Raw genomic sequence first — 24,054 nt, forward strand, 5'->3', positions numbered from 1 at the left:
ACCTCACGGCCCGGCGTTGGCGATTACTTCGAGCTCGGCGCTTCCGGCGGACCGGAGCCCGGCGTCGTCGGGGGCGGCGGAGGCGGCGCGGCCGCGGTTACCGGCGGCGCGGCGGGAGCCGGCGCGGGAGAAGCGGCGGCGGCTGGCTCGGGCGCAGGGGAAGCGGCGGGAGCTGCGGGTGTCACCTGCGGAACGGGGTCCGATCGCACGGCAGCCGGCTCGCCACCCGCATTGCTCTTCGGCGCCTCGACCTTGGCCGTGTCGGGCTGGCTGGCAGGCTTCGCCGGCTTCTCGGCTTCACCCTTGTCCTCGCGTGTGACGGCGGTCTGGGATTTGGGCTGCTCGCCCGCCGCCTCGCCCTTGGGCGCCTCGTCGGACTTCGGCTCCTCGACCGGCTTGTCGCGACGGCCATGCTTGTGGCGCGACGGCTTGCCTTCGCCGGCGGCCTGCGGGGCCTGGCCATCGTCCGGCTTGGCACCATCAGGCGCCTCGCTCGGCCGCGCCATGCGCCGGCCGCGGTGGGCGGGACGTCCTTCGGGATTCAAGCCGTCGGCATCGGGCTTCGCGCCTTCCTGCGGCGCAGCACCCTGATGCTGCCGGCGCGACGGGCGTTCGGCCGGCTGCTCCGGAGACTGGTTTGCCTCCTGCCTGGCGTCGCGGCCCTTGGCGCCCCGGGGGTTATCCTTGGCCTGGTAGCGCGGATCGTTGGCGCCGTTGGAGATCAGATAGGACGCCAGCACGCCGGCCATGTCGCTCGACGTCGTGTAGTGCTGACGCAGGAAGCCCGGCAGCGAACCGGCCGGCACGGTCTTCAGGAGACCACGCGGGCTCTTGTGGCAGGCCGTGCAGGTGTTGGCGAAAATCTGGGAGGGGCTTTTGCCGGCCTCGAGGTTTTGCGCCTGCGCTGATACGGCCGACAGGCCAATCAGAAGCGTCACCGTCGCCAGACTGAGGGCTCGGCTCAACATTCCTTAAGTCTCCAGATTCCGGAAAAATCGCCGCCTGCGCCTCATGGATCGGCCGCGGCGGTCACCTTTTATCCGATTATCGCGCGAATGGAAGCGCGCGCGTGACGCATCCACGCAATTGTCACATTTTGGAATATCGGCTTTGAGCACAACGCAATAGCGCTATCCAATTCCCTGCCTATCTTTAGGTTGGGGACACATTGGAGTGATCAGCTCCGGTGGTGTCGGTGTGCAGCTTGCCGTTCCGTTGGTGTTTCGATGGACCGATTGTTGCGATTTTTCTTGGGGCGCTTCATCCGCCGCGGTTCGATCACGTTCACGACCGCGAGCGGCGCTCAATTCACCTGTGGCGATGGCACGGGCATTCCGGTCGCCGTGCGCTTCATGACCAGGGCGGCCGAACTGCGCGTACTGGTCGATCCCGAGCTTTACCTCGGCGAAGCCTTCATGGACGGCACGTTCGTGGTGGAACAAGGCACCATCGCCGACGTGCTGGCCGTCCTGATGGGCCAGGCTGCGATGTTGCCGAACTTCGCCCGGCTGCAGGCCTGGCTGCGCTTCCTCGGACGGCGCGCCCAGCAGATCAATGTGCGCGGCCGCTCCAGGAGCAATGTCGCCCGTCATTACGACCTCGACGGCCGCCTTTACTCCCTCTTCCTCGACGCCGACAAGCAATATAGCTGCGCCTATTTCGAGACGCCGGACACGACGCTGGATGACGCCCAGCTCGCCAAGAAGCGTCACCTCGCCGCAAAACTCCTGGTCAAGCCCGGCGACCGCGTCCTCGACATCGGTTCCGGGTGGGGCGGACTCGGGCTCTATCTTGCCGAGATGAGCGGCGCCGACGTCACCGGCGTCACCCTGTCGACCGAGCAGCTGCAGATCTCCAACGCCCGGGCGGCGGAAAAGAACCTGACAAATTCGGCGCGCTTCCTGCTGCAGGACTACCGTGACATCCCGGGCCCGTTCGACCGCATCGTCTCGGTCGGCATGTTCGAGCATGTCGGGGTCGCCTATTACGAGACCTTCTTCAAGCGCTGCGCCGAGCTGCTGAGCGATGACGGCATCATGATGCTGCACTCGATCGGCCGCTCGACCGGTCCCGACGTCACCAGCCCCTGGATCCGGAAATACATCTTCCCCGGCGGCTACATTCCGGCGCTCTCCGAGGTCATGCCGGCAATCGAGAAGGCCGGATTGCTGATCTGCGACATGGAGATCCTGCGCCTGCACTATGCGGAGACTCTGAAAGCATGGCGCGACCGCTTCATGGCGCGACGGGAGGAGGCCGTGCGGCTCTATGACGAGGCCTTTGCCCGGATGTGGGAATTCTATCTGGCGGCCTCGGAGATGTCGTTCCGCGTGCAGAACATGATGAACTTCCAGCTGCAACTGACCAAGCGCCAGGGCATCGTGCCCATGACCCGCGACTATATCGGCCTTGAGGAAGGTCGCCTCCGGCTCAAGGAAGCCGGCGCCGCAAAACCCCGGCTGCAACTCGCCGGCGAATAGGTCCGAAAGCGCGGGTACCGCTAGTTGCGCAGGCTGTAGGCCGAGCCGCAATGGGCGAAGGTCGACGCCGGCGGGCGCGCCAAGTGAGCCGCAGCGGCCGAAATCAGACTGACATCGCAGGGCACGTGCCGGACCTCCGGACGCGCCGCCTGCTCCATGGCATCGACGAGCGCCGCCAGCCAGCGGCGGTCCATACCACCTGCCTGGCCGAGCCCAATTCGCACTGTCGGAAACTGCCGAGCCATCGTCACCGTATCTTCCTTGGACGAGGACAACCCGGAATCCGCCAGGTCGTTCCCGCAAGCCTGCCGCAAAGAAAATGCGCCAGGTGTGATCTGCTTCACAGAGGTCTGTTCCGGGCTGTCGTAGTGGTCCTGAATGACCCGAGAACCGCACCAGACGATGCAGGACCCGCAGCGCGACCTCGTGACCGACTACGCCTTGATCGCAACCGGCGTGGCGGCCGCCTTGATCGCGCTGGCTTTCCTCATCCTGGTCTGAGCAACCGAGGCCAGCACCGACCTCCCTGCTGGTTGGGCGCGGCAGCCCGGAAAAAGGTTCAGGCCGTGTCGAATTTTCGCCGACGACGTCGCTGACCGGCCGAACCCCGCTGGTTTTCGACCGAATCCCCCGTCAAGCGGAATGCTCCCTGCCGTCCCGGATTCACACCTCGTGTTGTGTGAATCGTGCATAAGAAACATCCGTCCTTTCGCTTGGTGCCTGGCTGGCGCTTGATCGCGGCCCCACAGCCGAAAATCTCAGTAACGACGAAATCAGAAGAATAAGCTCGTCCATGGCCTTGATTGATTCGAACGTCCACAAGCTCGCGCCCGACGCCGCGTCCCCGACCTATCGGAGCGCGCCGCACAACATCGAAGCGGAACAGGGGCTGCTGGGCGCTATCCTGGTCAACAACGACGCCTTCTACCGGGTCTCCGACTTCCTGGAGCCGAAGCACTTCTTCGAGGCCATCCACCAGCAGATCTATGAAACCGCCGGCAGCCTGATCCGGATGGGCAAGGTCGCCAATCCCGTGACCTTGAAGACATTCCTGCCTGCCGACCTCGACCTCGGCGGCATCACGGTGAGCCAATACCTCGCCCGCCTCGCCGCCGAAGCGACCACCATCATCAACGCGCAGGACTACGGCCGTACCGTCTATGATCTCAGCCTGCGCCGCAACCTGATCCAGATCGGCGAGGAGATCGTCAACGTCGCCTACGACGCCCCCGTGGATTTCGCCCCGCGTGCGCAGATCGAGGACGCCGAACGGCAGCTCTACAGCCTCGCTGAAACCGGCCGCTACGATGGCGGCTTCCAGCGCTTTGCCGACGCACTCACGGTCGCCGTCGACATGGCAGCCAAGGCGTTCCAGCGCGACGGCAAGCTGTCCGGCATTTCGACCGGGCTGCGCGACCTCGACACCAAGATGGGCGGATTGCAGCCGAGCGACCTGATCGTGCTCGCCGGCCGTCCCGGCATGGGCAAGACCTCGCTCGCCACCAACATCGCCTACAACATCGCCAAGGCCTATGTTCCCGAAGTGCAGGCCGACGGCACCATCAAGGCGATCAACGGCGGCGCGGTCGGCTTCTTCTCCTGCGAAATGAGCGGCGAACAGCTCGCCACCCGTATTCTCGCCGAGCGCACCGGCATTCCCTCCAGCCATATCCGGCGCGGCGGCATTTCCGAGCTCGATTTCGAGAAAATCCGCGACTGCTCGATCGAGTTGCAGTCGCTGCCGTTCTACGTCGACGAAACCGGTGGCCTGTCGATCTCGCAGCTCACCGCGCGCGCCCGCCGCCTCAAGCGGCAAAAGGGTCTCGACCTGATCGTGATCGACTACATCCAGCTGTTGCAGGGTTCGGGCAAGAAGGGCAACGACAACCGCGTGCAGGAAATCACCGAGATCACCACCAATCTGAAGGCGCTGGCGAAGGAGCTCAACGTCCCCGTGATTGCGCTGTCGCAGCTCTCGCGTCAGGTCGAAAACCGCGACGACAAGCGGCCGCAGCTTTCGGACCTGCGTGAATCCGGCTCGATCGAGCAGGACGCCGACGTCGTGATGTTCGTGTACCGCGAGGAATACTATCTCGCGAACAAGGAACCACGGCCCGGCACTCCGGAGCACGCGACCTGGCAAGCCGAAATGGAGCGCGCGCTCGGCAAGGCCGAAGTCATCATCGGCAAGCAGCGCCATGGTCCGACCGGCACCGTCGAACTGCACTTCGAAGCCAGCGTCACCCGGTTCGGCGACCTCGCATCGGACGGACAGGTCCCGGATCGCCCCTCGTACTAGCGGAGCGGCGCAGTTGAAGGCCGCCCGCCCCGCGCGTACAACTGAGCCATGAACATCGTGACCGACGCAAAATCGCAGCTGACGCCCGAAGCCAATCTGCTGGCGGCCCATCCGACCGCCACCGGCATCCTCACCGTCGATCTCGACGCCATCATCGCCAACTGGCGCAAGCTCGAGAAGACCGCGGTACCTGCGGAATGCGCCGCCGTGGTCAAGGCCAACGCCTATGGCTGCGGCGCCGAGCAGGTGTCGCGGGCGCTGGCCAAGGCCGGCTGCAAGACCTTCTTCGTCGCCACCGTCGAAGAGGCCGCCGTGGTGCGCGCCGCCGTTCCGCAAGCGACCGTGTATGCGCTCGGCGGCTTCTTCCAGCAGACCGGCGACGCCTACGCCAAAATCGACTGCAAGCCCGTCATCGGCGATCTCAACGAACTCGCCGAATGGGACGTGTTCTGCCGCCGCTCCGGCTGGTCCGGCGGCGCCGCCATCCATATCGACACCGGCATGAACCGGCTCGGGCTGACGGTCAGCGAAGCGCAAGGCATCATCCCGCGGATCAATGCCGGCGATCACGGCATCACGCTGGTCATGAGCCACCTCGTCTCCGCCGAATTGCTCAACAATCCCGCCAACGCCAGGCAGCTTGCGAGCTTCCGCGAGATCGCAAGCCTGTTCACCGGCGTGCCGGCCTCGCTGGCAAACTCCTCCGGCGTGTTCCTCGGCGCCCAATTCCAGTTCGAGATGGTGCGGCCGGGCTGCGCGCTCTACGGCGTCAACCCGACGCCGGAGGCGGACAACCCGATGCAGCCTGTGGTCGACCTCAAGGCGCGCATCGTGCAGATCCGCAACATCGATCGCGGCGAGACCGTCGGCTATGGCGGCACCTGGACCGCACGGCGGCCGACCCGGCTTGCGATCGTCGCCGCGGGCTATGCCGACGGCTATTTCCGCGCCGCCAGCGCCAATGACGGCACCCGCGGTGCCGAGGTCGTGGTCGCCGGCAAGCGCTGCCCGATCGCCGGCCGCGTCTCGATGGATCTGATCGCGGTCGACGTCACCGACCTCGACAAGAATGCCGTGCGGCGCGGTCACATGGTGACGCTGATCGGCGAAGGCATCACGGTCGACGAGGTCGCGCATCATTTCGGCACCATCGGCTACGAGGTGCTGACCAGCCTCGGCCGCCGCTTCGTGCGCATCTACAAGGGCGGCGATGCCGTCGCCGCGCGCAGTGACACGGTCGCCGAGAAGGGCGAGACAGCCGCCGAGAAGACCGAGCCCGCCGCTGCGCAAGCGGCGCCGCCAACCTTGCCGACAGCGGCGCCGCCCGCGCCGCCGCCATTGCCCTCCGCCTGACGACGTGACCAGTCGCGACTGCCTGACCGCATGAAGATCGCGACCTTCAACATCAACAATGTCAATCGCCGGCTGCCGAACCTGCTGCGCTGGCTGAAATCGGCCAAGCCCGACGTCGTCAGCCTGCAGGAGCTGAAGGCGAGCGACGCCGAGTTTCCAGCGGCCGCGCTCGAGAAGGCCGGCTACGGCGCGGTGTGGCAGGGCCAGAAGACCTGGAATGGCGTCGCCATCCTCGCGCGCAAGGCCGAGCCGGTCCTGATCCGCTCCGCCCTGCCCGGTGACGCCAGCGATCATGAAGCGCGCTACATCGAGGCCGCGGTGCGCGGCATCGTCGTCACCAGCCTTTATCTGCCGAACGGCAATCCGCAGCCCGGCCCGAAATTCGACTACAAGCTCGCCTGGTTCAAGCGGCTGCGCGCCCATGCCGCCAAGCTGCTCAAGCAGAACGTCCCCGTGGTGCTCGCCGGCGACTACAACGTCGCGCCGACGCCGCTCGACATCTATCCGACCCGCTCCTGGGACAAGGATGCGCTGATCCAGCCCAAGAGCCGCGCCGCGTTCAAGGCACTGGTCGATCAAGGATGGTGCGATGCGATCCGCACATTGCATCCGGATCGTCAGATGTTCACCTTCTGGGACTACAAGCGCCAGCGCTGGCCGCGTGATGCAGGTCTCCGGCTCGATCATCTGCTGCTCAGCCCGCAAGTTGCGGCGCGGCTCGCGAAAGCCGGCGTCGACCGCGACGTTCGTGGCGAGGAAGGCGCCAGCGATCACGCGCCGGCGTGGGCAGTGTTGCGGTGATCGCGCTCGAACCACAGTCACACAATCGACCCGGCGCAGGCTGGTCCGAGTCTCGCTGCGCTGCGCACGAACGCGTGTCGCTGGCTGGGCGGCACCCTTGCATCGTCTCCGACCATGGGGTCACACTGAGCCTCCGCTCTCGGGACGCATATCCTGAATGGCCCGGCAGCAGATCCGGAGTGCGCGTGGGCTTCCTGTTCGTCCTCACCGTCGGCCTGGTCGCCGGCACCATTTCCGGCATCGTCGGCACCGGCTCGTCGATCATGCTGATGCCGGTGCTGGTCTATCAATACGGGCCGAAACAGGCAGTGCCGATCATGGCGGTCGCCGCCGTCATGGCCAATCTGTCGCGCATCCTGGCCTGGTGGCGCGAGGTCGACTGGCGCGCCTGCGCCGCTTACTCGATCACGGGCATTCCAGCCGCAGCGCTCGGCGCGCGCACCCTGCTAGCCCTGCCCTCGCGCGCGGTCGACATCGCGATCGGCGTGTTCCTGATCGCAATGGTGCCGGTGCGGCACTGGCTGGCGCGACATGAACTGAAGGCCAATCTCTGGCATCTCGCAATCGGCGGCGGGCTGATCGGCTATCTCACCGGCATCGTGGCCTCGACCGGCCCGCTCAGCGTGCCGCTGTTCTTGTTTTACGGCCTCAGCAAGGGCGCGTTCCTCGCCACCGAAGCGGCGAGTTCGCTCGGGCTCTATGTCAGCAAGTCCGTGACCTTCGAGCGGTTCGGCGCGCTGACGCCTGACATCGCACTGAAGGGCCTGATCGCCGGCGCCTCGCTGATGGCCGGCGCCTTCATCGCCAAACGCTTCGTGCTGCGGATGAAGCCGGAGGCGTTCCGCCTGATCATGGACGGCATCATGCTGGCAGCGGGGGTGTCGCTGCTATGGTCGGCTGTGGTCAGTTGAAGCTCGATCATCGACGGAAATGCGAACATGAAATCCTTCGAACTCTCGCTATTCGCCGATTATTTTCAGTTCTACGTCCAGGACGAACCTGCATCGGGCGACCCGTCCGCTGCGTGGACGGGGGAAGCGACCGATCGATTGCTCGCGACCGCGCCTGGAACGGTTGGAATCGGTACCGTAAGGAACATGGATGTTCCGGTCGCGGTGCAGTTGCTCGAGCGCGAGCCGGACGATGATTTTGCCAACTGGGATCATGTGGTCGAAGCCAGCCTCGACGTCGCATCCGGACGCATCGTGATCGCTGGTTGTACGGACTACTTGCCTGACGCGATGCGCATCGAAACCGCACCGGGGACCTATCGGGTCCGCGCGTCCTACGGCGCGCTCGACACGCTTTCGGAGGACGGCCTGGAGGGAAACGATCACTACAGGCTACAGCTGTGGCCCGCCCCGTCGATTGCGGTACGCATTGTGAAGCAGCGACCGACGCCGGCCAACTGACTCCGGTTCTTGACCGAACGTGCCTGGGCACGGCGACGACGTCGGAGGTTGCCGGCTCTTGATCCATGCTATGGAGAGAGAACGGAATCGAGCTCTTCTCCATGGCCAAATCCACCCTCTCTTTCATCTGCCAGAACTGCGGCGCGGCGTATAATCGCTGGCAGGGCAAGTGCGACTCCTGCGGCGAGTGGAACACGCTGGCTGAGGAAGACACCACGGGCTCGGTGCCGGTCTCGATCCGCTCGAAGCGCAAGGGGCGGACGTTCGCGCTGGAATCGCTGTCCGGCAAAACCCAGGACGCGCCGCGGCTGTCGTCCGGTATGGCCGAACTCGACCGTGTCACCGGCGGCGGCTTCGTCCGCGGCTCGGTGCTCTTGGTCGGCGGCGATCCCGGCATCGGCAAATCGACGCTGCTGACCCAGGCGACATCCATGATGGCGCGCGCGGGCCACCGCGCGGTCTACATCTCCGGCGAAGAAGCCGTCGCTCAGGTGCGGCTCCGCGCCGAGCGGCTCGGGCTCGCGGACGCGCCAGTGCAGCTCGCCTCCGAAACCTCGGTCGAGGACATCGTCTCGACACTGTCGGAAGGCGCGGTGCCGCGGCTGATCGTGATCGACTCGATCCAGACCATGTGGACCGACACGGTGGAGTCCGCGCCGGGCACGGTGACGCAGGTCCGCGCCTCGGCGCAGGCCCTCATTCGCTTCGCCAAGAAGACGGGGGCAACGATCATCCTGGTCGGGCATGTCACGAAGGACGGCCAGATCGCCGGCCCCCGCGTGGTCGAGCACATGGTCGATGCCGTGCTGTCGTTCGAGGGCGAAGGCTCGCAGCAGTTCCGCATCCTGCGCTCGGCCAAGAACCGCTTCGGCGCGACCGACGAGATCGGCGTGTTCGAGATGACCGGCCTCGGCCTGCGCGAGGTCACCAACCCCTCGGAACTGTTCCTCTCCGAACGCGAGCTCGGCAGCCCCGGCACGGCGGTGTTCGCGGGCATCGAGGGGACCCGCCCGGTGCTGGTCGAGTTGCAGGCGCTGGTGGCGCCGACCTCGCTGGGCACCCCGCGCCGCGCCGTGGTCGGCTGGGATCCGAGCCGGCTGTCGATGGTGCTGGCGGTGCTGGAAGCGCATTGCGGCGTCAAATTGTCCGGACATGACGTCTATCTCAACGTCGCGGGCGGCCTGCGCATCCAGGAGCCGGCCGCGGACCTCGCGGCGGCGGCCGCGCTGGTCTCCTCACTGGTGAATGCGCCCCTGCCGACGGATGCGGTCTATTTCGGCGAGATTTCGCTGTCGGGTGCGATCCGCCCGGTGGCGCAGACGCCGGCCCGGCTCAAGGAGGCCCTCAAGCTCGGTTTCGGCCGCGCCATCCTGCCCGAATCGGCCCGCGGCGATGGCGGCGGAGACAGTGGGCTTGCCCTCAACATCGTCGGCAATCTGACCACGCTGGTCGCCGAAATTGCGGCCCGCGGGACGCCGCGAGGTGGCCGGGCTGCGCCGAGGGACGACCAAGGCGGCTCCAGCGCCGCTGATCCCGTTGAGAAAAATGCCACACCGGCCCGATTCCGTCGCGAGACCAGCTAAAGCGGGCGTGACGTATCAGCCCCCCGCCGCTATACATCCGCCGCGCGGGACAGGTGGTGTTGCGGCCTTGCCGGATGCCCCCGATGCGCCTCAGTTAGGACGGCACCGACTTTGCCGATTCGCGAGAGCCCTTAACAGCGTAAGCCCCGTACCGAAACGTACCAGCGGACCTGACCAGCCGATGCCCATAACGATACTCGATCTCGTCCTGCTCGGCGTGATGCTGATTTCGGGCCTGCTTGCCATGGTGCGCGGCTTCATGCGCGAGATCCTGTCGATCGCGGCCTGGGGCGCCGCAGCCCTGGTCACGCTGTATGCTTTCTCGAAGCTGCTGCCGACCGCCAAAACTTACTTCAATAACGACACGGTCGCGGCCGTGGTGGTGGTGGCCGGCGTCTTCATCGGCACGCTGATCGTGGTCTCGATCATCACGGTGCGGATCTCGGACATGATCCTGGATTCCCGGATCGGCGCGCTCGACCGCACCCTCGGCTTCCTGTTCGGGCTCGCCCGCGGCCTCCTGATCGTGGTCGTGGCGTTCATGTTCTTCACCTGGCTGGTTCCGGACAAGCAGCGGCCCGATTGGGTCGCCGGCGCGAAGTCCCGGGTGGTGCTGCAGGGAACCGGGGATTGGCTGATGGCGCTCTTGCCTGATGACCCCGAGAACACCATCTTAAAGAAGTTCAAGAAGAATAAGCCGGACGACGATTCTGCGGCTGATACCAACGATCAGGCGACGCCGGCGTCGGGCGATGGCTATAGCAAACCTGCGCGTGACAGCTTGAAAAAGCTGATCGAGAAACCCGCGGGCCGATAACGTATTTGGGCCCCTTGCGAGAGGCGATGAACGAGATGCAAACCCCTTCCGATCATGCCGCCCAACTGGATCTCGACCTCGGCCCGACGGAATTGCAGGAACATCTTCGACAGGAACATCTCAGGGACGACGATCTCAGATACCACCCCGATCTCGATGGCGACACGCTGCGTGAGGAATGCGGCGTGTTCGGCGTCTTCGGCCATCCGGAGGCCGCCGCGATCACCGCGCTCGGCCTGCACGCCCTGCAGCACCGCGGCCAGGAGGCCGCCGGCATCGTCTCCTTCGACGGCGGCCGCTTCCACAGCGAACGCCGCCTCGGCCTGGTCGGCGACGCCTTCTCCCGCCGCGAGGTGATCGAACGTCTGCCCGGCAGCGCCGCAGTCGGCCATGTCCGCTACTCCACCACCGGCGGCACCATCCTGCGCAACGTGCAGCCGCTGTTCGCCGAGCTCAGCGCCGGCGGCTTTGCGGTCGGCCACAACGGCAATTTGACCAACGGCCTGACCCTGCGCCGCGAGCTGGTCAAGGGCGGCGCCATGATGCAGTCGACCACCGACACCGAGGTGATCCTGCATCTCGTCGCGCAGTCGAAGCGCACCCACTTCATCGACCGTTTCATCGAGGCGCTGCGCACCATCGAGGGCGCCTATGCGCTTGTCGCGCTGACCAACAAGAAGCTGGTCGGCGCCCGCGATCCGCTGGGCATCCGTCCGCTGGTGCTCGGCGATCTCGACGGCCATCCGATCCTGACCTCGGAGACCTGCGCGCTCGACATGATCGGCGCCAAATATGTCCGCGACATCGACCCCGGCGAGATCATCGTGTTCGACGAGCGGGGGGCGCACAGCCACAAGCCGTTCCCGCCGAAGCCGGCGCGGCCCTGTATCTTCGAGTACATCTACTTCGCGCGCCCGGATTCGATCGTCGGCGGCCGCTCGGTGTATGACGTGCGCAAGGCGTTCGGCGCCCAGCTCGCCCGCGAGAGCCATCCCGAGGTCGACGTCGTGGTACCGGTGCCGGATTCCGGCGTGCCCGCCGCGGTCGGCTACAGCCAATATTCCGGCGTGCCGTTCGAGCTCGGCATCATCCGCAACCACTATGTCGGCCGCACCTTCATCCAGCCGACCCAGACCGTGCGCGAGCTCGGCGTGCGCATGAAGCATTCGGCCAACCGCGCCGCGATCGAAGGCAAGCGCATCATCCTGATCGACGACTCGCTGGTGCGCGGCACCACCTCGAAGAAGATCGTCCGCATGATGCGCGACGCCGGCGCCCGCGAGGTGCATTTCCGCCTCGCCTCGCCGCCGATCCTCTATCCCGACTATTACGGCATCGACCTGCCCGATCGCGGCGGCCTGCTCGCCGCGACCCATTCGCTCGAGGAGATGCGGGACATCATCGGCGCCGACTCGCTCGCCTTCCTGTCGATCGACGGCATGTACCGCGCGATGGGCTATGAGGGGCGCGATCCCGCCAATCCGAGATTCGCCGACCACTGCTTCACCGGCGCCTATCCGACCCATCTCACCGACCAGAGCGAAACCGAGGCCCCGCCGCGACAGCTCTCGCTGCTGGCCGAGGCAAGCTGACGGAGCACGCCATGCAGCCGATCATGGGCATCCTCTGTGGGGTGCTGCTGGTCGGCTTCATCGTGTTTGCGTTCAGACAGGGCATGAAGGTGACGCCCGACAATTCGGGCAACGGCACCAACAGCAGCAATATGGACCAGGGGCCCGGCCCCTAGCCGAAAGCGCAGGAATTCGTCATGGCCGGGCTTGTCCCGGCCATTTCCGTCTGTAATACCCGCCGCGAGAGATGGACGGACAGACAATGACAAAACCCCTCGCCTCCCGTATTGCCCTCGTGACCGGCGCCTCGCGCGGCATCGGCTATGCGACATCCGTCGCGCTGGCCAAGGCAGGCGCGCATGTGGTGGCGGTCGCGCGCACGCAAGGCGGGCTGGAAGAGCTCGACGACGAGATCCGAAAAGGTGGCGGCAGCGCCACCCTGGTGCCGCTCTCGCTCACCGATTACGACGGCATCGCCCGGCTCGGGCTCGCGCTGCATGAGCGCCACGGCAAGCTCGACGTCCTGGTCGGGAATGCCGGCACGGCCGGCCCCTCCTCGCCGCTCGGACATATCGAGCTGAAGCCGTGGAACGACGTGCTCGCGATCAACGTCACCGCGAACTTCCAGCTGATCCGCTGCATGGACCCGCTGCTGCGCCAGTCCGACGCCGGTCGCGCGGTGTTCGTGACATCAGGCGTGGCGCACAAGGCCAACGCCTATCTCGGCCCCTATGCGGCCTCGAAAGCTGCGCTCGACGCGCTGGTGCGCTCCTGGGCCAACGAGACCGCCAACACGGCGTTGCGTGTCAATCTGTTCAGCCCCGGCCCGATCCGCACGCGGATGCGCGCGCAGGTGTTTCCCGGCGAAGACCCGATGACGCTCGATACGCCCGACATGGCCGCCGAATACATCGTGCCGATGTGCTCGCCAGCCTGGACCGAAACCGGCAAGCTCTACGACTACAAGGCGCGCACGCTGCGGAGCTTCCAGCCGCCGGTGTAGATTCGTTCGCTCTCCCGGGATATCTTTACGCGGAGAAAACCGGCCCCGGATTTCGCTTCGCTCCATCCGGGCTACCCACCTCCTTGCAATTGACTCCTCCCCCGCCCCACGATTGACTGCCTCCTCAAGCGGGACGACCGCCAAGAAAAATCTCGGGAGGCATCATGACGCCGACGTTCAATCGCGCGCGCTCCATTCTGTCCGGATTGTTTCTCTCCGCCGGCATCGCATCATCAGCCCTTCTTGCTCAGCCAACGCCCGCCAGGGCCGGTGACGTCCCGACCTTCGCGGTCGATACGTCCTGGCCGAAGCAGCTGCCGAACAACTGGATCATCGGCCAGGTCGGCGGCATCACCGTCGACTGGCAGGGACATATCTGGGTCGTGCACCGGCCGCGCTCGCTGACCGACGGCGAGAAGGCTTTGAGCCTCACCCCGCCGCGCGCGAAATGCTGCGTGGCGGCGCCGCCCGTGCTGGAATTCGATGTCGACGGAAATCTGCTGCGCGCCTGGGGCGGCCCTGGCGACGGCTATCAATGGGTCGGCCGCGAGCACGGCATCGAGGTCGACGAGCGCGGCTTCGTCTGGATCGGGGGCAATGCCGACGACGACAGCGAGATCCTGAAGTTCTCGCTCGACGGCAAGTATCTCGGCCAGATCGGCAAGATCGCAGCCCGCACCAACAGCAACGACACCACCCAGCTCGGCCGTCCCGCCGAGATGGCGATCGACAAGGCGGCCAACGAGCTCTACATCGCCGACGGCTATGGCAACCGCCGCGTCATCGTCTACGACGCCACCACGCTGGCCTACAAGCGGCACTGGGGCGGCTACGGCAAGCTACCCACCGACGACAAGCAGCCGCCCTACGATCCAAGCGCCGCGGTGCAGGAGCAGTTCGGCAATCCCGTGCATTGCATCAAGATCGCCAATGACGGGCTGGTCTATGTCTGCGACCGCAGCCAGAACCGCATCCAGGTCTTCCAGAAGAACGGCACCTTCGTCAGGGAATGGTTCTACGAGAAGAACACGCGCGGCGACGGCGCGGTGTTCGATCTCGCGCTGTGGCCCGATCCGAAGCAGATCTATCTGCTGAATGCCGACGGCGCCAACAACGAGATCCGCGTACTGAAGCGCGACGACGGCAGCGTGGTCGGCACCTTCGGCCATAGCGGCCGCAATGCCGGACAATTCGCGCTGCTGCACGTCATGGCGGTCGACCAGAAGGGCAACGTCTACACCGGGGAGGTCGAGGGCAAGCGGATCCAGAAATTCAAGCTGACCTCGGATGCGCTCAAGTAAGGATGACGGCAGGATGACGCTTCGACGCAGCTCATCCGGCTTTATGCGGATTGCCGCTCGCCGAAGGAAAGGGTAAGCGGGAACCCGAACGACCGGCACAAGGCTCCACAAGAGGGCCCGTCCGGAAAAAAACATGGAGGGAATGTCTCATGACGACGACGCTCGCACGGCGCCACGCCGTGCTTCTCGCTTGCGCTGCACTCGGCCTTGCTACCCCTGCCTTTGCTCAGGACAAGAACGTCAAGATCGGCGTGCTCAACGATATGTCGGGCCTCTATGCCGACATCGGCGGGCCGAACTCGGTAGCCGCGGCCAACATGGCGGTGGAAGACTCCGGCCTGCGCGCCAAGGGCTGGAAGATCGAGGTGGTCAGCGGCGACCACCAGAACAAGCCCGACGTCGGCGTCAACATCGCGCGTAACTGGATCGACAACGAGAAGGTCGACATCATCACAGATACGCCGAACTCCGGCGTCGCGCTGGCGGTGAGCAACCTTGCCAAGGAGAAGAACTCGATCGTGCTCAACTCGGGCGCGGCGACCGCCGATCTGACCGGCAAGGCCTGCAACGCCAACACGATCTCCTACACGTTCGACACCTACATGCTCGCCAACGGCACCGGCAAAGCGCTGACCAAGGCCGGCGGCGACACCTGGTTCTTCCTCACCGCCGACTACGCCTTCGGCCATGCGCTGGAGCGCGACACCTCGGCGGTCGTCACCGCGAACGGCGGCAAGGTGCTCGGCGGCGTCAAGCACCCGCTCAACACCGCGGACTTCTCCTCGTTCCTGCTGCAGGCGCAGGCCTCCAAGGCCAAGATCATCGGCCTCGCCAATGCCGGCGGCGACACCACCAATGCGATCAAGCAGGCGTCCGAATTCGGCATCACCGCCGGCGGACAGAAGCTCGCGGCGCTACTGCTGTTCGTCAACGACGTGCACGCGCTGGGGCTGAAGATCGCGCAGGGCCTCACCTTCACCGAGAGTTTCTACTGGGACACGAACGACCAGACCCGCGCCTGGTCGAAGCGCTTCCAGAAGGTCTCGCCCAAGGGCTCGATGCCGTCGATGACGGTGGCCGGCGTCTATGCCGGCGTGCTGCATTACCTGAAGGCGCTCGATGCGATGGGCGGCAATCCGCATGACGGCGCCAAGGTCGTCGCCAAGATGAAGGAGATCCCGACCGACGACCCGCTGTTCGGCAAGGGTCCCTTGCGGATCGATGGCCGCCGCATCATCCCGGCCTATCTGTTCGAGGTGAAGAAGCCGGAAGAGTCCAAATATCCCTGGGACTATTACAAGCTGATCGCCACCATCTCGCCGGAAGACGCCGCCAAGCCGCTCGAAGCCAGCGACTGTCCGCTGGTGAAGAAGTAAGCGAGCTGCGACCACCGGAGCGGGTTAGGCGAAGTCGTAACCCGCCGCGTTCTCATCGCGGAGACAATGGCGGGTTACGCTGCGCTAACCCGCCCTACGCTCTCTTCGCCGTCGCACGCCATGCGATGGCGAGCGCGAGCAGCAAGAGCGCGCCGGCCAGGTAGAACGGCGCGCCGGGCATCTTGATCGGCACGTTGTCGCCGATGAAATACGCGAACGTCAGCGTGAACAGGAACGGGCCGATCAATTCCGACATGCTCTGCACGCTCGATGTCGCGCCCTGCAACTGGCCCTGCTGGTCGGCGGCGACGAGTTGCGTCGTCAGCGCCTGCGTCGCGGCGCCCGAGATACCCCACAGCGCCATCACGGGAATGCCGATCCAGAACAGCTGGCCGGTCGGCGCTGCACCGAAGATCACGAAGCCCAGGGCGCCGCAGACGAGGCCGAGGAACAGCGCGTTGCGCTCGCCGAGCAGCTTGACGATCGGGCCGATCGCCGCGCCCTGCACGATCATGCCGCAGAGGCCGACCAGCGCCAGCGTCGCGCCGACCGTGCCGGTGTCCCAGCCGTAGCGGTAGGTGGCGTAGAGCACGAACACCGACGGCAGCACGACATGCGCGAGCTGGCCGAAGAACGTCGCCAGCGACAGGCCGGCCAGCGTCCGGTTGGAAAGCAGGAAACGCAGCGCGCCGATCGGATTGGCGCTCTTCCATTTGAACGGCGCGCGCCGCTCCGGCGGCAGCGATTCCGGCAGGATGAACAGGCCATAGAGGCCGTTGACGAACGCTCAGGCCCGCCGCGGCCCAGAACGGCAACCGCGGATCGATCTCGCCCAGCAGGCCGCCCAGCGCCGGTCCCAGGATGAAGCCGGCGCCGAAGGCAACCCCGATCTTGCCGAACATCGCAGCGCGCTGCTCCGGTGCAGTGACGTCGGCGATATAGGCGAACACGGTGGAGATGCTGGACGAGGTGATGCCCGAGATCGCCCGCCCGACGAACAGCCAGATCAGGTTCGGCGCCAGCGCCATCAGCACGTAGTCCGCGGCAAGGCCGAAATTCGACAGCAGGACCACCGGCCGGCGGCCAAAGCGATCGGACAGCGCGCCCAGGATCGGCGAGCAGACGAACTGCATCAAGGCCCAGATCGAGCCGAACACGCCGAAGATGCGTGCCGCGTTGGCGGTGTCATTGCTGACGAAGCCCTCGATCAGCTTGGGCAGGATCGGGATGATGATCCCGAGCGCGAGCATGTCGAGCAGCAAGGTGATGAAGATGAAGATCACCGCGCCGCTGCGCGGTTGCGGAAGTCCCGTCGCGGTATTCTCGTTTTGACGCGTTTTCTTCACGCGAACCGGTACCCACTTCGCTCGAAAACGCTATGCCCGCTCACGACGGCCGCTTGCGCTTGTGGGCGAACGGATTGGCCTTCTCGCGCAGCGTGATCCGGATCGGCGTGCCCGGCAGATCGAAGGTCTCGCGCAGCGAGTTGGTGAGGTAGCGCAGGTAGGATCTCGGGATCGCGTCGGCGCGCGAGCAGAACAGCACGAAGCTCGGCGGGCGCGCCTTCACCTGCGTGATGTAGTTCAGCTTCAGCCTGCGGCCCGAGACGGCCGGCGGCGGGCTCGCCTGGATCGCCTGCTCGAACCAGCGATTGAGAGCCGAGGTCGGCAAGCGCCGATTCCAGACCGCATAGGCCTGCTGGATCGCGATCATCAGGCGGTCGATGCCCTCGCCCATCAGGCCGGAGACGGCGACGATCGGCGCGCCCTTGACCTGGGGCAGCCAGTGGTCGGCATCGGTGCGCAATTGCGAGATCTGGTTGGGCTTGCGCTCGACGAGGTCCCATTTGTTGACCGCGAGCACGATGGCGCGGCCTTCGCGCTCGACCAGGTCGGCGATGCGCAGATCCTGCTCCTCGAACTTGTTCTGCGCGTCCATCATCATCACGACGACTTCGGCAAAACGCACCGCGCGCAAGGCGTCGGCGACCGAGAGCTTCTCCAGCTTCTCCTCGATCCGCGAACGGCGGCGCAGGCCGGCGGTGTCGAACACGCGGAACTGGCGGCCCTGCCAGGTGATCTCGACCGCGATGGAATCGCGCGTGGTGCCGGCCTCGGGGCTGGTCAGCAGCCGCTCCTCGCCGAGCAGGTGGTTGATCAGCGTCGACTTGCCGGCGTTGGGCCGGCCGACGATGGCGACGCGGATCGGGCGCTGCGCGGCCTCCTCCTCCGAAATGTCCTCGTCGTCCTCGGCCTCGTCGTCTTCCTCCGAGGTCGCGGGCACCAGCGCGCTCAGCGCCTCGTGGAGATCGCCCATGCCCTCGCCGTGCTCGGCGGAGATCTGCACGGGGTCGCCGAGGCCGAGCGCGTAGGATTCCATCGCCCCTAACTCGCCATGCTTGCCCTCGGCCTTGTTGGCGACCAGCACCACCGGCTTGTTGGCCTTGCGGGCGAAGTCGGCGAAGGCGCGATCGGTCGGCGTCAGGCCGACACGGGCGTCGATCACGAACATCAGCGCGTCGGCGAGCTCGATCGCGGTTTCGGTCTGCTCCTGCATCCGCGCCGTCAACGAGCCCTTGGCGCCCTCGTCGAGGCCTGCGGTGTCGATGATGGTGAAGTCGAGATCGTAGAGCTTGGCCTGGCCCTCGCGGCGGTCACGCGTCACGCCGGGCTCGTCATCCACCAGCGCGAGCTTCTGGCCGACCAGCCGGTTGAACAGCGTCGACTTTCCGACATTGGGCCGGCCGATAATGGCAATCGTGAAAGACATGGATCATCCAGGCGCCGCGACGCGGCGCGCGTCAATGAATTGAAGCAGGAGCCTAGCGGCTAAATCCGCCGCTCGGTAGCGGCGCGGGGAACGCGCCGCCGGATTGTTGCGTGGTCTGGGTCTGCTGCTGCGCCGGCGCCGCAGGCTGCGCCTGCTGGTCGTCGGCGGGCGGCGCGGTGGTGCGGCGGCGGACGATCTTCCTCGGCTTCGGCTCCGGCGGCAGCGCGGCGGGCGCGCCCTCTTCGGTTGCGGCGTCGGGAGCCGCGGCCTGATCCGCAGCCGGCGCGGCGCGTTTGGTGTGCTTCTTGGCGCCCTTCGGGGGCTCCGGCGGCGGCGCCGGCTGGGCAGCGGCCGCAGCCGCGGCGTTCTGCTGGTCCAGCTGCTCCTGCTGCGAGCCCTTGTACAATTCCTTCGGCACGCCCTGCTCGAGGCCGGGTACGCCTTCCGGGAACACCGGCTTGCGGTCGCCCTGCAGCTTCTTCTTGGTGTCGAGGAAATCCAGCAGGTCGCTCGGGTCGAAATTGGCCATGCCGCCACCGCCGCAGCCGGCCAGCGCGCTGCAAAGCGCTGTCAGAACTGCGGCTGCGATCAGGCGTTGCGAGCGGCGCATGGTCGATCTCTCACTCAAACTCGGGTTTCGCGCCAAATCAGCTTTTCGCGACCGGCGGCAACAGTGCCTGGAGCGCTTCGGCGCGCGAACGCAGGCTCGGCGGCGTCTCGCCGTCATTGGCAATCTGGTCGAGCCACTGCCGCGCGGCGGTGGCATCGTTGGCGCGCCAGGCCGACAGCGCCAGCAGCTCGCGCGCGGAGTGGCGGAACGTCGAATCCTTGGACGTCGCCATCGCCTCGAGCCGTTGCACCATGTTCGGATAGGTCGTGGCGTCCATCACCATCTGAGCGGCGCGGATCCGCGCCAGATCCTGATCGGGGCCGCCGACGCTGCGGTCGGCCGCGATCTCGTCATAGAGTTTCGCAGCGGCCGGCTGATCGCGGGTTGCGACCTCGGCGGCCATGCGCAGCCGCGCCAGGTTGCGGTAACCGGACGGCGCCTTGGTGATCAGGTCGGCGAACGCAGCCTCGGCCTCGGCGTGCTTGTTCTGGTCCGACAGTTCGACGGCGCGGTCGAACGCCGCACCGGCCACGGCGGCCTTCTGGGCCTCGAGATATTGGTAGCCACGCCAGCCACCGACGCCGGCGACCACCAGGATCGCCAGCGCGATGATGAAAAGCGAGTACTTGTCCCACAGCTGCTTGAGCTGATCGCGACGGACTTCCTCGTCGACTTCGTCAAATAATTCAGACACTTAAAGCTATCCCATCCCCTCGGGACCGCGAATCTCGGCGGAGCGCAGCCCCTACCTGATCCCCACATCGCGGCGGCGTTACCCTAACGGTGTGGCGGAGGCAAGGCAAAGCGAGGCGGATCAAAGCGTTAACCGGGGAGTTTGTCCTACGCCGCGCTACACCCCTGCCGAGATGCTCTCCCTGAGCTGGCGCTTGATCACCTTGCCGTTGGCGTTGCGCGGCAGTGGCTCTGACGTCAGCGCCATCGTCTCCGGCACCTTGTAGTCGGAGAGACGCTCGGCGCACCAGGCGCGCAGGCTCTCGGGACTCACCTCCGTGCGGGTCACGATCACGGCGTGGACGCGCTCGCCGAGCACCGGGCACGGTTTTGCGATGATCGCGCTCTCGATCACGGCCGGGTGGCCGGCCAGTACGGACTCGACCTCGGCGGAATAGATCTTCAGACCGCCGCGGTTGATCATGTCCTTCTGACGGTCGAACACGCGGACGAAATTGTCGGTATCGACCGAGCCGAGATCGCCGGAATGCCAGAACCCTGCGGTGAAGCTTTCCGCGGTCGCGTTGGGATTATTCCAGTAGCCCTTGATGACGGAGGCGCTGCGGATCCAGAGCTCGCCGATCTCGCCGCGCGGCACCTCGCGGCCGTCGGCGCCCATCACGACGATCTCGGCACCGGGACACGGCAGGCCGACGCTGTCGATATGGGCGGCGGTCAATTCGCCCGGCATCAAGGTCGAGGGCGACGTGGTCTCGGTCGCGCCGTAGCAGTTCGCGAGCTTGAGCCCGGGAATCTTGGCGTCGAGCTTTTCGATGGTCGCAACCGGCATCGGCGCGCCGCCGAAGCCGCCGATGCGCCAGCTCGACAGATCGGTGCTGTCGAAATCCGGCTGCATCAGGCAGAGATTGTACATCGCCGGCACCATCACGGTGTAGGTGACGCGCTCGCGCGCCGCTACCTTCAGATATTCCGAGGCCTTGAACTCCGGCATGATGATCAGTGCGCCGGCGCAGCGCGCCATGGTGGTGACGTTGGCGACCGCGCCGGTGACATGGGCGAGCGGCACCGCGGCGATCGAGCGATCGGCCTTGGTCAGTTTCAGGCACGATGCAAACACCATCGAGGAGTGAATGATGTTGCAATGGGCGAGCATCGCACCCTTCGGCCGCCCCGTGGTGCCCGAGGTGTAGAGGATCATCGCGGTGTCCTCTTCCCTCACCTCCGCCGGCGCTGGCGGTGGAGCATGGTCGCGCAAGGCAGCGAATTGCGACGCACCGTCGTCGCTGACCGAGACGCGATGCAAAAGGCCGGGAATGTCGGCAGCGTCGGGGACGCGGTCGGCCAGCGTCGCCTCATGGACCAGACACTTCGCGCCGCAATCGTTCAGCACATAGGCGATCTCGGGTTTCTGCTGGCGCGTCGAGAGCAGCACTGTCACCAGCCCGGCATGGGCAGCCGCGAACATCGTCAGCACGAACTCGACGCGGTTGCCGAGCAGGATCGCGACGCGGTCGCCGGGCACAAGGCCGAGCCTGGCAAAGCCGGCTGCGACCTTCGCGGATTGCTCGGCGACCTCGCGCCAGTTCAAGCGCTGATCGCCGCAGACCAGCGCCTCGCCGTCGCCGTTCTGCGCGACGGCATCCGCGATCATCGCCCACAGGCTGGCCGGCCGCTCGACAAACGCCGGCACGACGCGGTCGCCGAAGCGCGGCTCGAGCCGCATCGGCGGCAATGCGTGTTGCGACCAGTCCATGCGCGCCTCGTCAGTTCTTCTTCATGCCGTAGACGTGCTCCGGCCCTGGAAAGGCGCGGCTTTTCACGTCGCGCGCATAGCCTGCAATCGCTTCCTCGATCATCGGCCCGAGATTGCCGTAGCGGCGCACGAATTTCGGTGCACGCGGTGACAGGCCGAGCATGTCCTCCAGCACCAGCACCTGGCCGTCGCACGCAGCGCTGGCGCCGATGCCAATGGTGGGCACGGCGATCGATTGCGTGATCTTGCGCGCCAGCGGCTCGGCGACCGCCTCGACCACGATCGAGAAGGCGCCGGCTTCCGCGATCGCCTTGGCGTCGTTCTCGATCGGCGCCCAGCTCTCCTCCTCGCGGCCCTGCGCGCGGAACGAGCCGAGCGTGTTGATCGACTGCGGCGTCAGGCCGATATGGCCCATCACAGGAATACCGCGCTCCGACAGGAACGCCACCGTCTCCGCCATCCGCGCGCCGCCCTCGAGCTTGACCGCGCCGCACAGCGTTTCCTTCATGATCCGCACCGCCGACCGGAACGCCTGCTCTTTCGATTCTTCGTAGGAGCCGAATGGCATGTCGACCACGACCAGCGCAGCCAGCGAGCCGCGCATCACGGCACGGCCCTGCAAGATCATCATGTCGAGGGTAACCGGCACCGTGGTCTCGAAGCCGTGCATCACATTGCCGAGGGAATCGCCGACCAGGATGGCATCGCAATGGCGGTCGACCAGCGCTGCGGTGTGCGCATGGTACGACGTCAGCATCACGATCGGCTCGCCGTTCTTGCGGGCGCGCAGGTCGGGCGCGGTCTTGCGCTTGATGGCGGATTGAACAGACATAGTCAGGCTCCCATGACAGGCACGCCGATCACGACCGGGTGGAACGCAAACGCAAGCGCCAGGTAGACGATGACACCGACCGCGATCGCGATCAGGTCGTTGGTGGCTCCGCCAACCGGGATCGGCGGCGCGCCGGCATCGCTGCGGCGCTTCAGCGAGATCCGGTCATAGACCGCCCAGGCGAGAAACGAGCCGAACAGGATGATCGAGCCGAGATCGCCGTTGGCGAGCAGATGCGCAAATGCCCACAGCTTCACACCCGCCAGCATCGGATGCTTCAGCGTGGTGTAGATGCGGCCGCGAATGTAGGCGGCCACCACCAGGATGACGGCCGGCAGCATCAGCGCCACCGCGATGTGCTTCAACGCGGTCGGCGGCGTCCAGACGTCGATCCAGCCGGTCGCGCGGTAATGACCGAAGCCCCAGATGATCAGCGCGAGACCCGCGAAAGATACCAGCGAATAGACGCCCTTGTAGGCGCCCTCGCCCATCGCGTTGACGATGCTGCCGCGCAGGTCGCGCAGGCTGGTCAGCACGTGGATGCCGAGGAACAGCACGAGACCCAGGATCATGACGAGCAGTCCCACGATGTTCCTCCCCTGATCGATTGCCGCCTTCGCGTAACATCTTCGCCGGGCGGGTGGCAATGCGTCACCCCGGGTGCCGCGTCACGGATTGCCGGCCGGCTTGCCCAGTTCGCGATTGTCGACATAGCGGATCATGATCGGACGGCCGGCAAGCGCGCCGCCCAGCCCACTGGAGAATTTCAGCGGCAGGCAGGCACTGAGCGAGGCGTTGATCGCGTTGAGGTAGGTCGTGCGGGTGTCCGCCGGGATGCCCCGCGTCGAAAATGTCAGGCGCGGCGAACCAATCATCTCGCCGGTCCGCTTGAAGCTGAAGCGCACCGACATCTGCATGCCCTCACGAGCGTCATCGGGTGGCGGTGGCGCCCAGCAGGAACGCAGCGCGGCGAACAAATCGCCGATGGTATCGAGATCATGATCCGGCTTGTGGTATTTCGCGGCCTGGTCCTCGGGCGGCACCGTCAGGATCGTGAGCTGGAGATTTTCACCGTACGGATAATCGATTTCGGGCAGGCACGGCCCGTGGTTGAACACGCTGCAGTAAGACGGGATGCAGGGCCCATAGTCGAGCACGCTGCAGGGTGTGTGTGCGAATGGCACGGGGTTGGTCTGCTGCCGCTGCCGCGCGCCGGCGGCGCCCGCGAAGGCAAGGGCCAGCACGGCAAAGACAAGGCAGGTGACGACGCGTCGGAACATGCGGTTGGACCCGGGATGCGTTCCGGGGAAAATGGTACCGCGACGGGACCGGAGCAAGCGGGACGGCGTTCAATTCCTTGCGCTCGCACGCCACACTCCGTTGTCATCGCCCGGCCTCGAC

General features: G+C 66.0%; 23 protein-coding genes and 1 pseudogene. 14 read left to right on the top strand and 10 right to left on the bottom strand.

The features are described from left to right. Window positions 1-23: 23 nt before the first annotated feature. Window positions 24-968 carry a hypothetical protein gene (locus tag ACVISU_RS03685; RefSeq protein ID WP_456706033.1) on the bottom strand — a complete coding sequence of 315 codons (945 nt, stop codon included), beginning with the start codon at window positions 966-968 and terminating at the stop codon, window positions 24-26. Between the two features lie 258 nt (window positions 969-1,226). Between ACVISU_RS03685 and ACVISU_RS03690 the strand changes: the two genes are divergently transcribed. After that, window positions 1,227-2,480, top strand: a complete 1,254-nt coding sequence (locus ACVISU_RS03690) for a class I SAM-dependent methyltransferase (RefSeq protein WP_456706034.1) — start codon at window positions 1,227-1,229, stop codon at window positions 2,478-2,480. A gap of 20 nt (window positions 2,481-2,500) precedes the next feature. Here the strand turns inward: ACVISU_RS03690 and ACVISU_RS03695 are convergent, their stop codons facing one another. Then, entirely contained in the window at window positions 2,501-2,824 is a 324-nt protein-coding gene (locus ACVISU_RS03695) for a hypothetical protein (RefSeq protein WP_456706035.1), read from the bottom strand. 34 nt (window positions 2,825-2,858) lie between these two features. On the opposite strand from ACVISU_RS03695, the gene ACVISU_RS03700 reads away from it, so the two are divergent. From ACVISU_RS03700 to ACVISU_RS03760, 13 genes are all read left to right on the top strand, one after another. Beyond that, entirely contained in the window at window positions 2,859-2,981 is a 123-nt protein-coding gene (locus tag ACVISU_RS03700; RefSeq protein ID WP_456706036.1) for a hypothetical protein, read from the top strand. A 292-nt stretch (window positions 2,982-3,273) separates the two neighbouring features. After that, on the top strand, window positions 3,274-4,779 hold the full coding sequence (locus ACVISU_RS03705) for a replicative DNA helicase (RefSeq protein WP_050406448.1): 1,506 nt from the start codon (window positions 3,274-3,276) through the stop codon (window positions 4,777-4,779). Window positions 4,780-4,827: 48 nt separating this feature from the next. After that, entirely contained in the window at window positions 4,828-6,132 is a 1,305-nt protein-coding gene (alr, locus tag ACVISU_RS03710; RefSeq protein ID WP_456706037.1) for an alanine racemase, read from the top strand. A 30-nt stretch (window positions 6,133-6,162) separates the two neighbouring features. Next, entirely contained in the window at window positions 6,163-6,933 is a 771-nt protein-coding gene (xth, locus tag ACVISU_RS03715) for an exodeoxyribonuclease III (RefSeq protein WP_456706038.1), read from the top strand. Between the two features lie 185 nt (window positions 6,934-7,118). Then, window positions 7,119-7,844, top strand: coding sequence for a sulfite exporter TauE/SafE family protein (locus tag ACVISU_RS03720; protein ID WP_456710751.1), 726 nt, complete (start codon window positions 7,119-7,121; stop codon window positions 7,842-7,844). A gap of 27 nt (window positions 7,845-7,871) precedes the next feature. Then, window positions 7,872-8,345, top strand: coding sequence for a hypothetical protein (locus ACVISU_RS03725; RefSeq protein ID WP_456706039.1), 474 nt, complete (start codon window positions 7,872-7,874; stop codon window positions 8,343-8,345). A gap of 101 nt (window positions 8,346-8,446) precedes the next feature. Further along, window positions 8,447-9,928, top strand: a complete 1,482-nt coding sequence (radA, locus tag ACVISU_RS03730; RefSeq protein WP_456706040.1) for a DNA repair protein RadA — start codon at window positions 8,447-8,449, stop codon at window positions 9,926-9,928. A gap of 181 nt (window positions 9,929-10,109) precedes the next feature. Further along, on the top strand, window positions 10,110-10,745 hold the full coding sequence (locus tag ACVISU_RS03735) for a CvpA family protein (RefSeq protein ID WP_456706041.1): 636 nt from the start codon (window positions 10,110-10,112) through the stop codon (window positions 10,743-10,745). A gap of 26 nt (window positions 10,746-10,771) precedes the next feature. Then, window positions 10,772-12,337 carry an amidophosphoribosyltransferase gene (purF, locus tag ACVISU_RS03740; protein ID WP_430641485.1) on the top strand — a complete coding sequence of 522 codons (1,566 nt, stop codon included), beginning with the start codon at window positions 10,772-10,774 and terminating at the stop codon, window positions 12,335-12,337. Window positions 12,338-12,348: 11 nt separating this feature from the next. Further along, window positions 12,349-12,492, top strand: a complete 144-nt coding sequence (locus ACVISU_RS03745; protein ID WP_172803473.1) for a hypothetical protein — start codon at window positions 12,349-12,351, stop codon at window positions 12,490-12,492. 86 nt (window positions 12,493-12,578) lie between these two features. After that, window positions 12,579-13,319, top strand: a complete 741-nt coding sequence (locus ACVISU_RS03750; RefSeq protein ID WP_456706042.1) for an SDR family NAD(P)-dependent oxidoreductase — start codon at window positions 12,579-12,581, stop codon at window positions 13,317-13,319. A 164-nt stretch (window positions 13,320-13,483) separates the two neighbouring features. Next, window positions 13,484-14,620, top strand: coding sequence for a hypothetical protein (locus ACVISU_RS03755; RefSeq protein WP_456706043.1), 1,137 nt, complete (start codon window positions 13,484-13,486; stop codon window positions 14,618-14,620). Between the two features lie 149 nt (window positions 14,621-14,769). Beyond that, a complete protein-coding gene (locus ACVISU_RS03760; RefSeq protein WP_050406457.1) occupies window positions 14,770-15,996 on the top strand; it encodes an ABC transporter substrate-binding protein in 1,227 nt (408 codons plus the stop codon). A gap of 94 nt (window positions 15,997-16,090) precedes the next feature. Here ACVISU_RS03760 and ACVISU_RS03765 read toward each other — a convergent pair. From ACVISU_RS03765 to ACVISU_RS03800, 8 genes and pseudogenes are all read right to left on the bottom strand, one after another. After that, a pseudogene (locus ACVISU_RS03765) lies at window positions 16,091-17,342 on the bottom strand (MFS transporter). Window positions 17,343-17,382: 40 nt separating this feature from the next. Continuing rightward, window positions 17,383-18,765: a ribosome biogenesis GTPase Der gene (der, locus tag ACVISU_RS03770; protein ID WP_456706044.1), complete on the bottom strand. Its 1,383-nt coding sequence runs from the start codon at window positions 18,763-18,765 to the stop codon at window positions 17,383-17,385. Between the two features lie 52 nt (window positions 18,766-18,817). Then, the gene (locus tag ACVISU_RS03775; protein WP_456706045.1) at window positions 18,818-19,375 is read right to left on the bottom strand and encodes a hypothetical protein; all 558 of its coding nucleotides are present in this window, start codon (window positions 19,373-19,375) and stop codon (window positions 18,818-18,820) included. 37 nt (window positions 19,376-19,412) lie between these two features. Next, on the bottom strand, window positions 19,413-20,069 hold the full coding sequence (locus ACVISU_RS03780) for a tetratricopeptide repeat protein (RefSeq protein ID WP_456706046.1): 657 nt from the start codon (window positions 20,067-20,069) through the stop codon (window positions 19,413-19,415). Window positions 20,070-20,225: 156 nt separating this feature from the next. Next, the gene (locus ACVISU_RS03785) at window positions 20,226-21,821 is read right to left on the bottom strand and encodes a class I adenylate-forming enzyme family protein (RefSeq protein WP_456706047.1); all 1,596 of its coding nucleotides are present in this window, start codon (window positions 21,819-21,821) and stop codon (window positions 20,226-20,228) included. A 10-nt stretch (window positions 21,822-21,831) separates the two neighbouring features. Then, a complete protein-coding gene (gene panB / locus ACVISU_RS03790) occupies window positions 21,832-22,653 on the bottom strand; it encodes a 3-methyl-2-oxobutanoate hydroxymethyltransferase (protein WP_456706048.1) in 822 nt (273 codons plus the stop codon). 2 nt (window positions 22,654-22,655) lie between these two features. Beyond that, window positions 22,656-23,240, bottom strand: coding sequence for an NnrU family protein (locus tag ACVISU_RS03795; protein ID WP_456706049.1), 585 nt, complete (start codon window positions 23,238-23,240; stop codon window positions 22,656-22,658). A gap of 81 nt (window positions 23,241-23,321) precedes the next feature. Further along, entirely contained in the window at window positions 23,322-23,933 is a 612-nt protein-coding gene (locus ACVISU_RS03800) for a hypothetical protein (protein WP_456706050.1), read from the bottom strand. Between the last annotated feature and the right edge of the window lie 121 nt (window positions 23,934-24,054).

It is taken from the genome of Bradyrhizobium sp. USDA 4452, assembly GCF_054063575.1.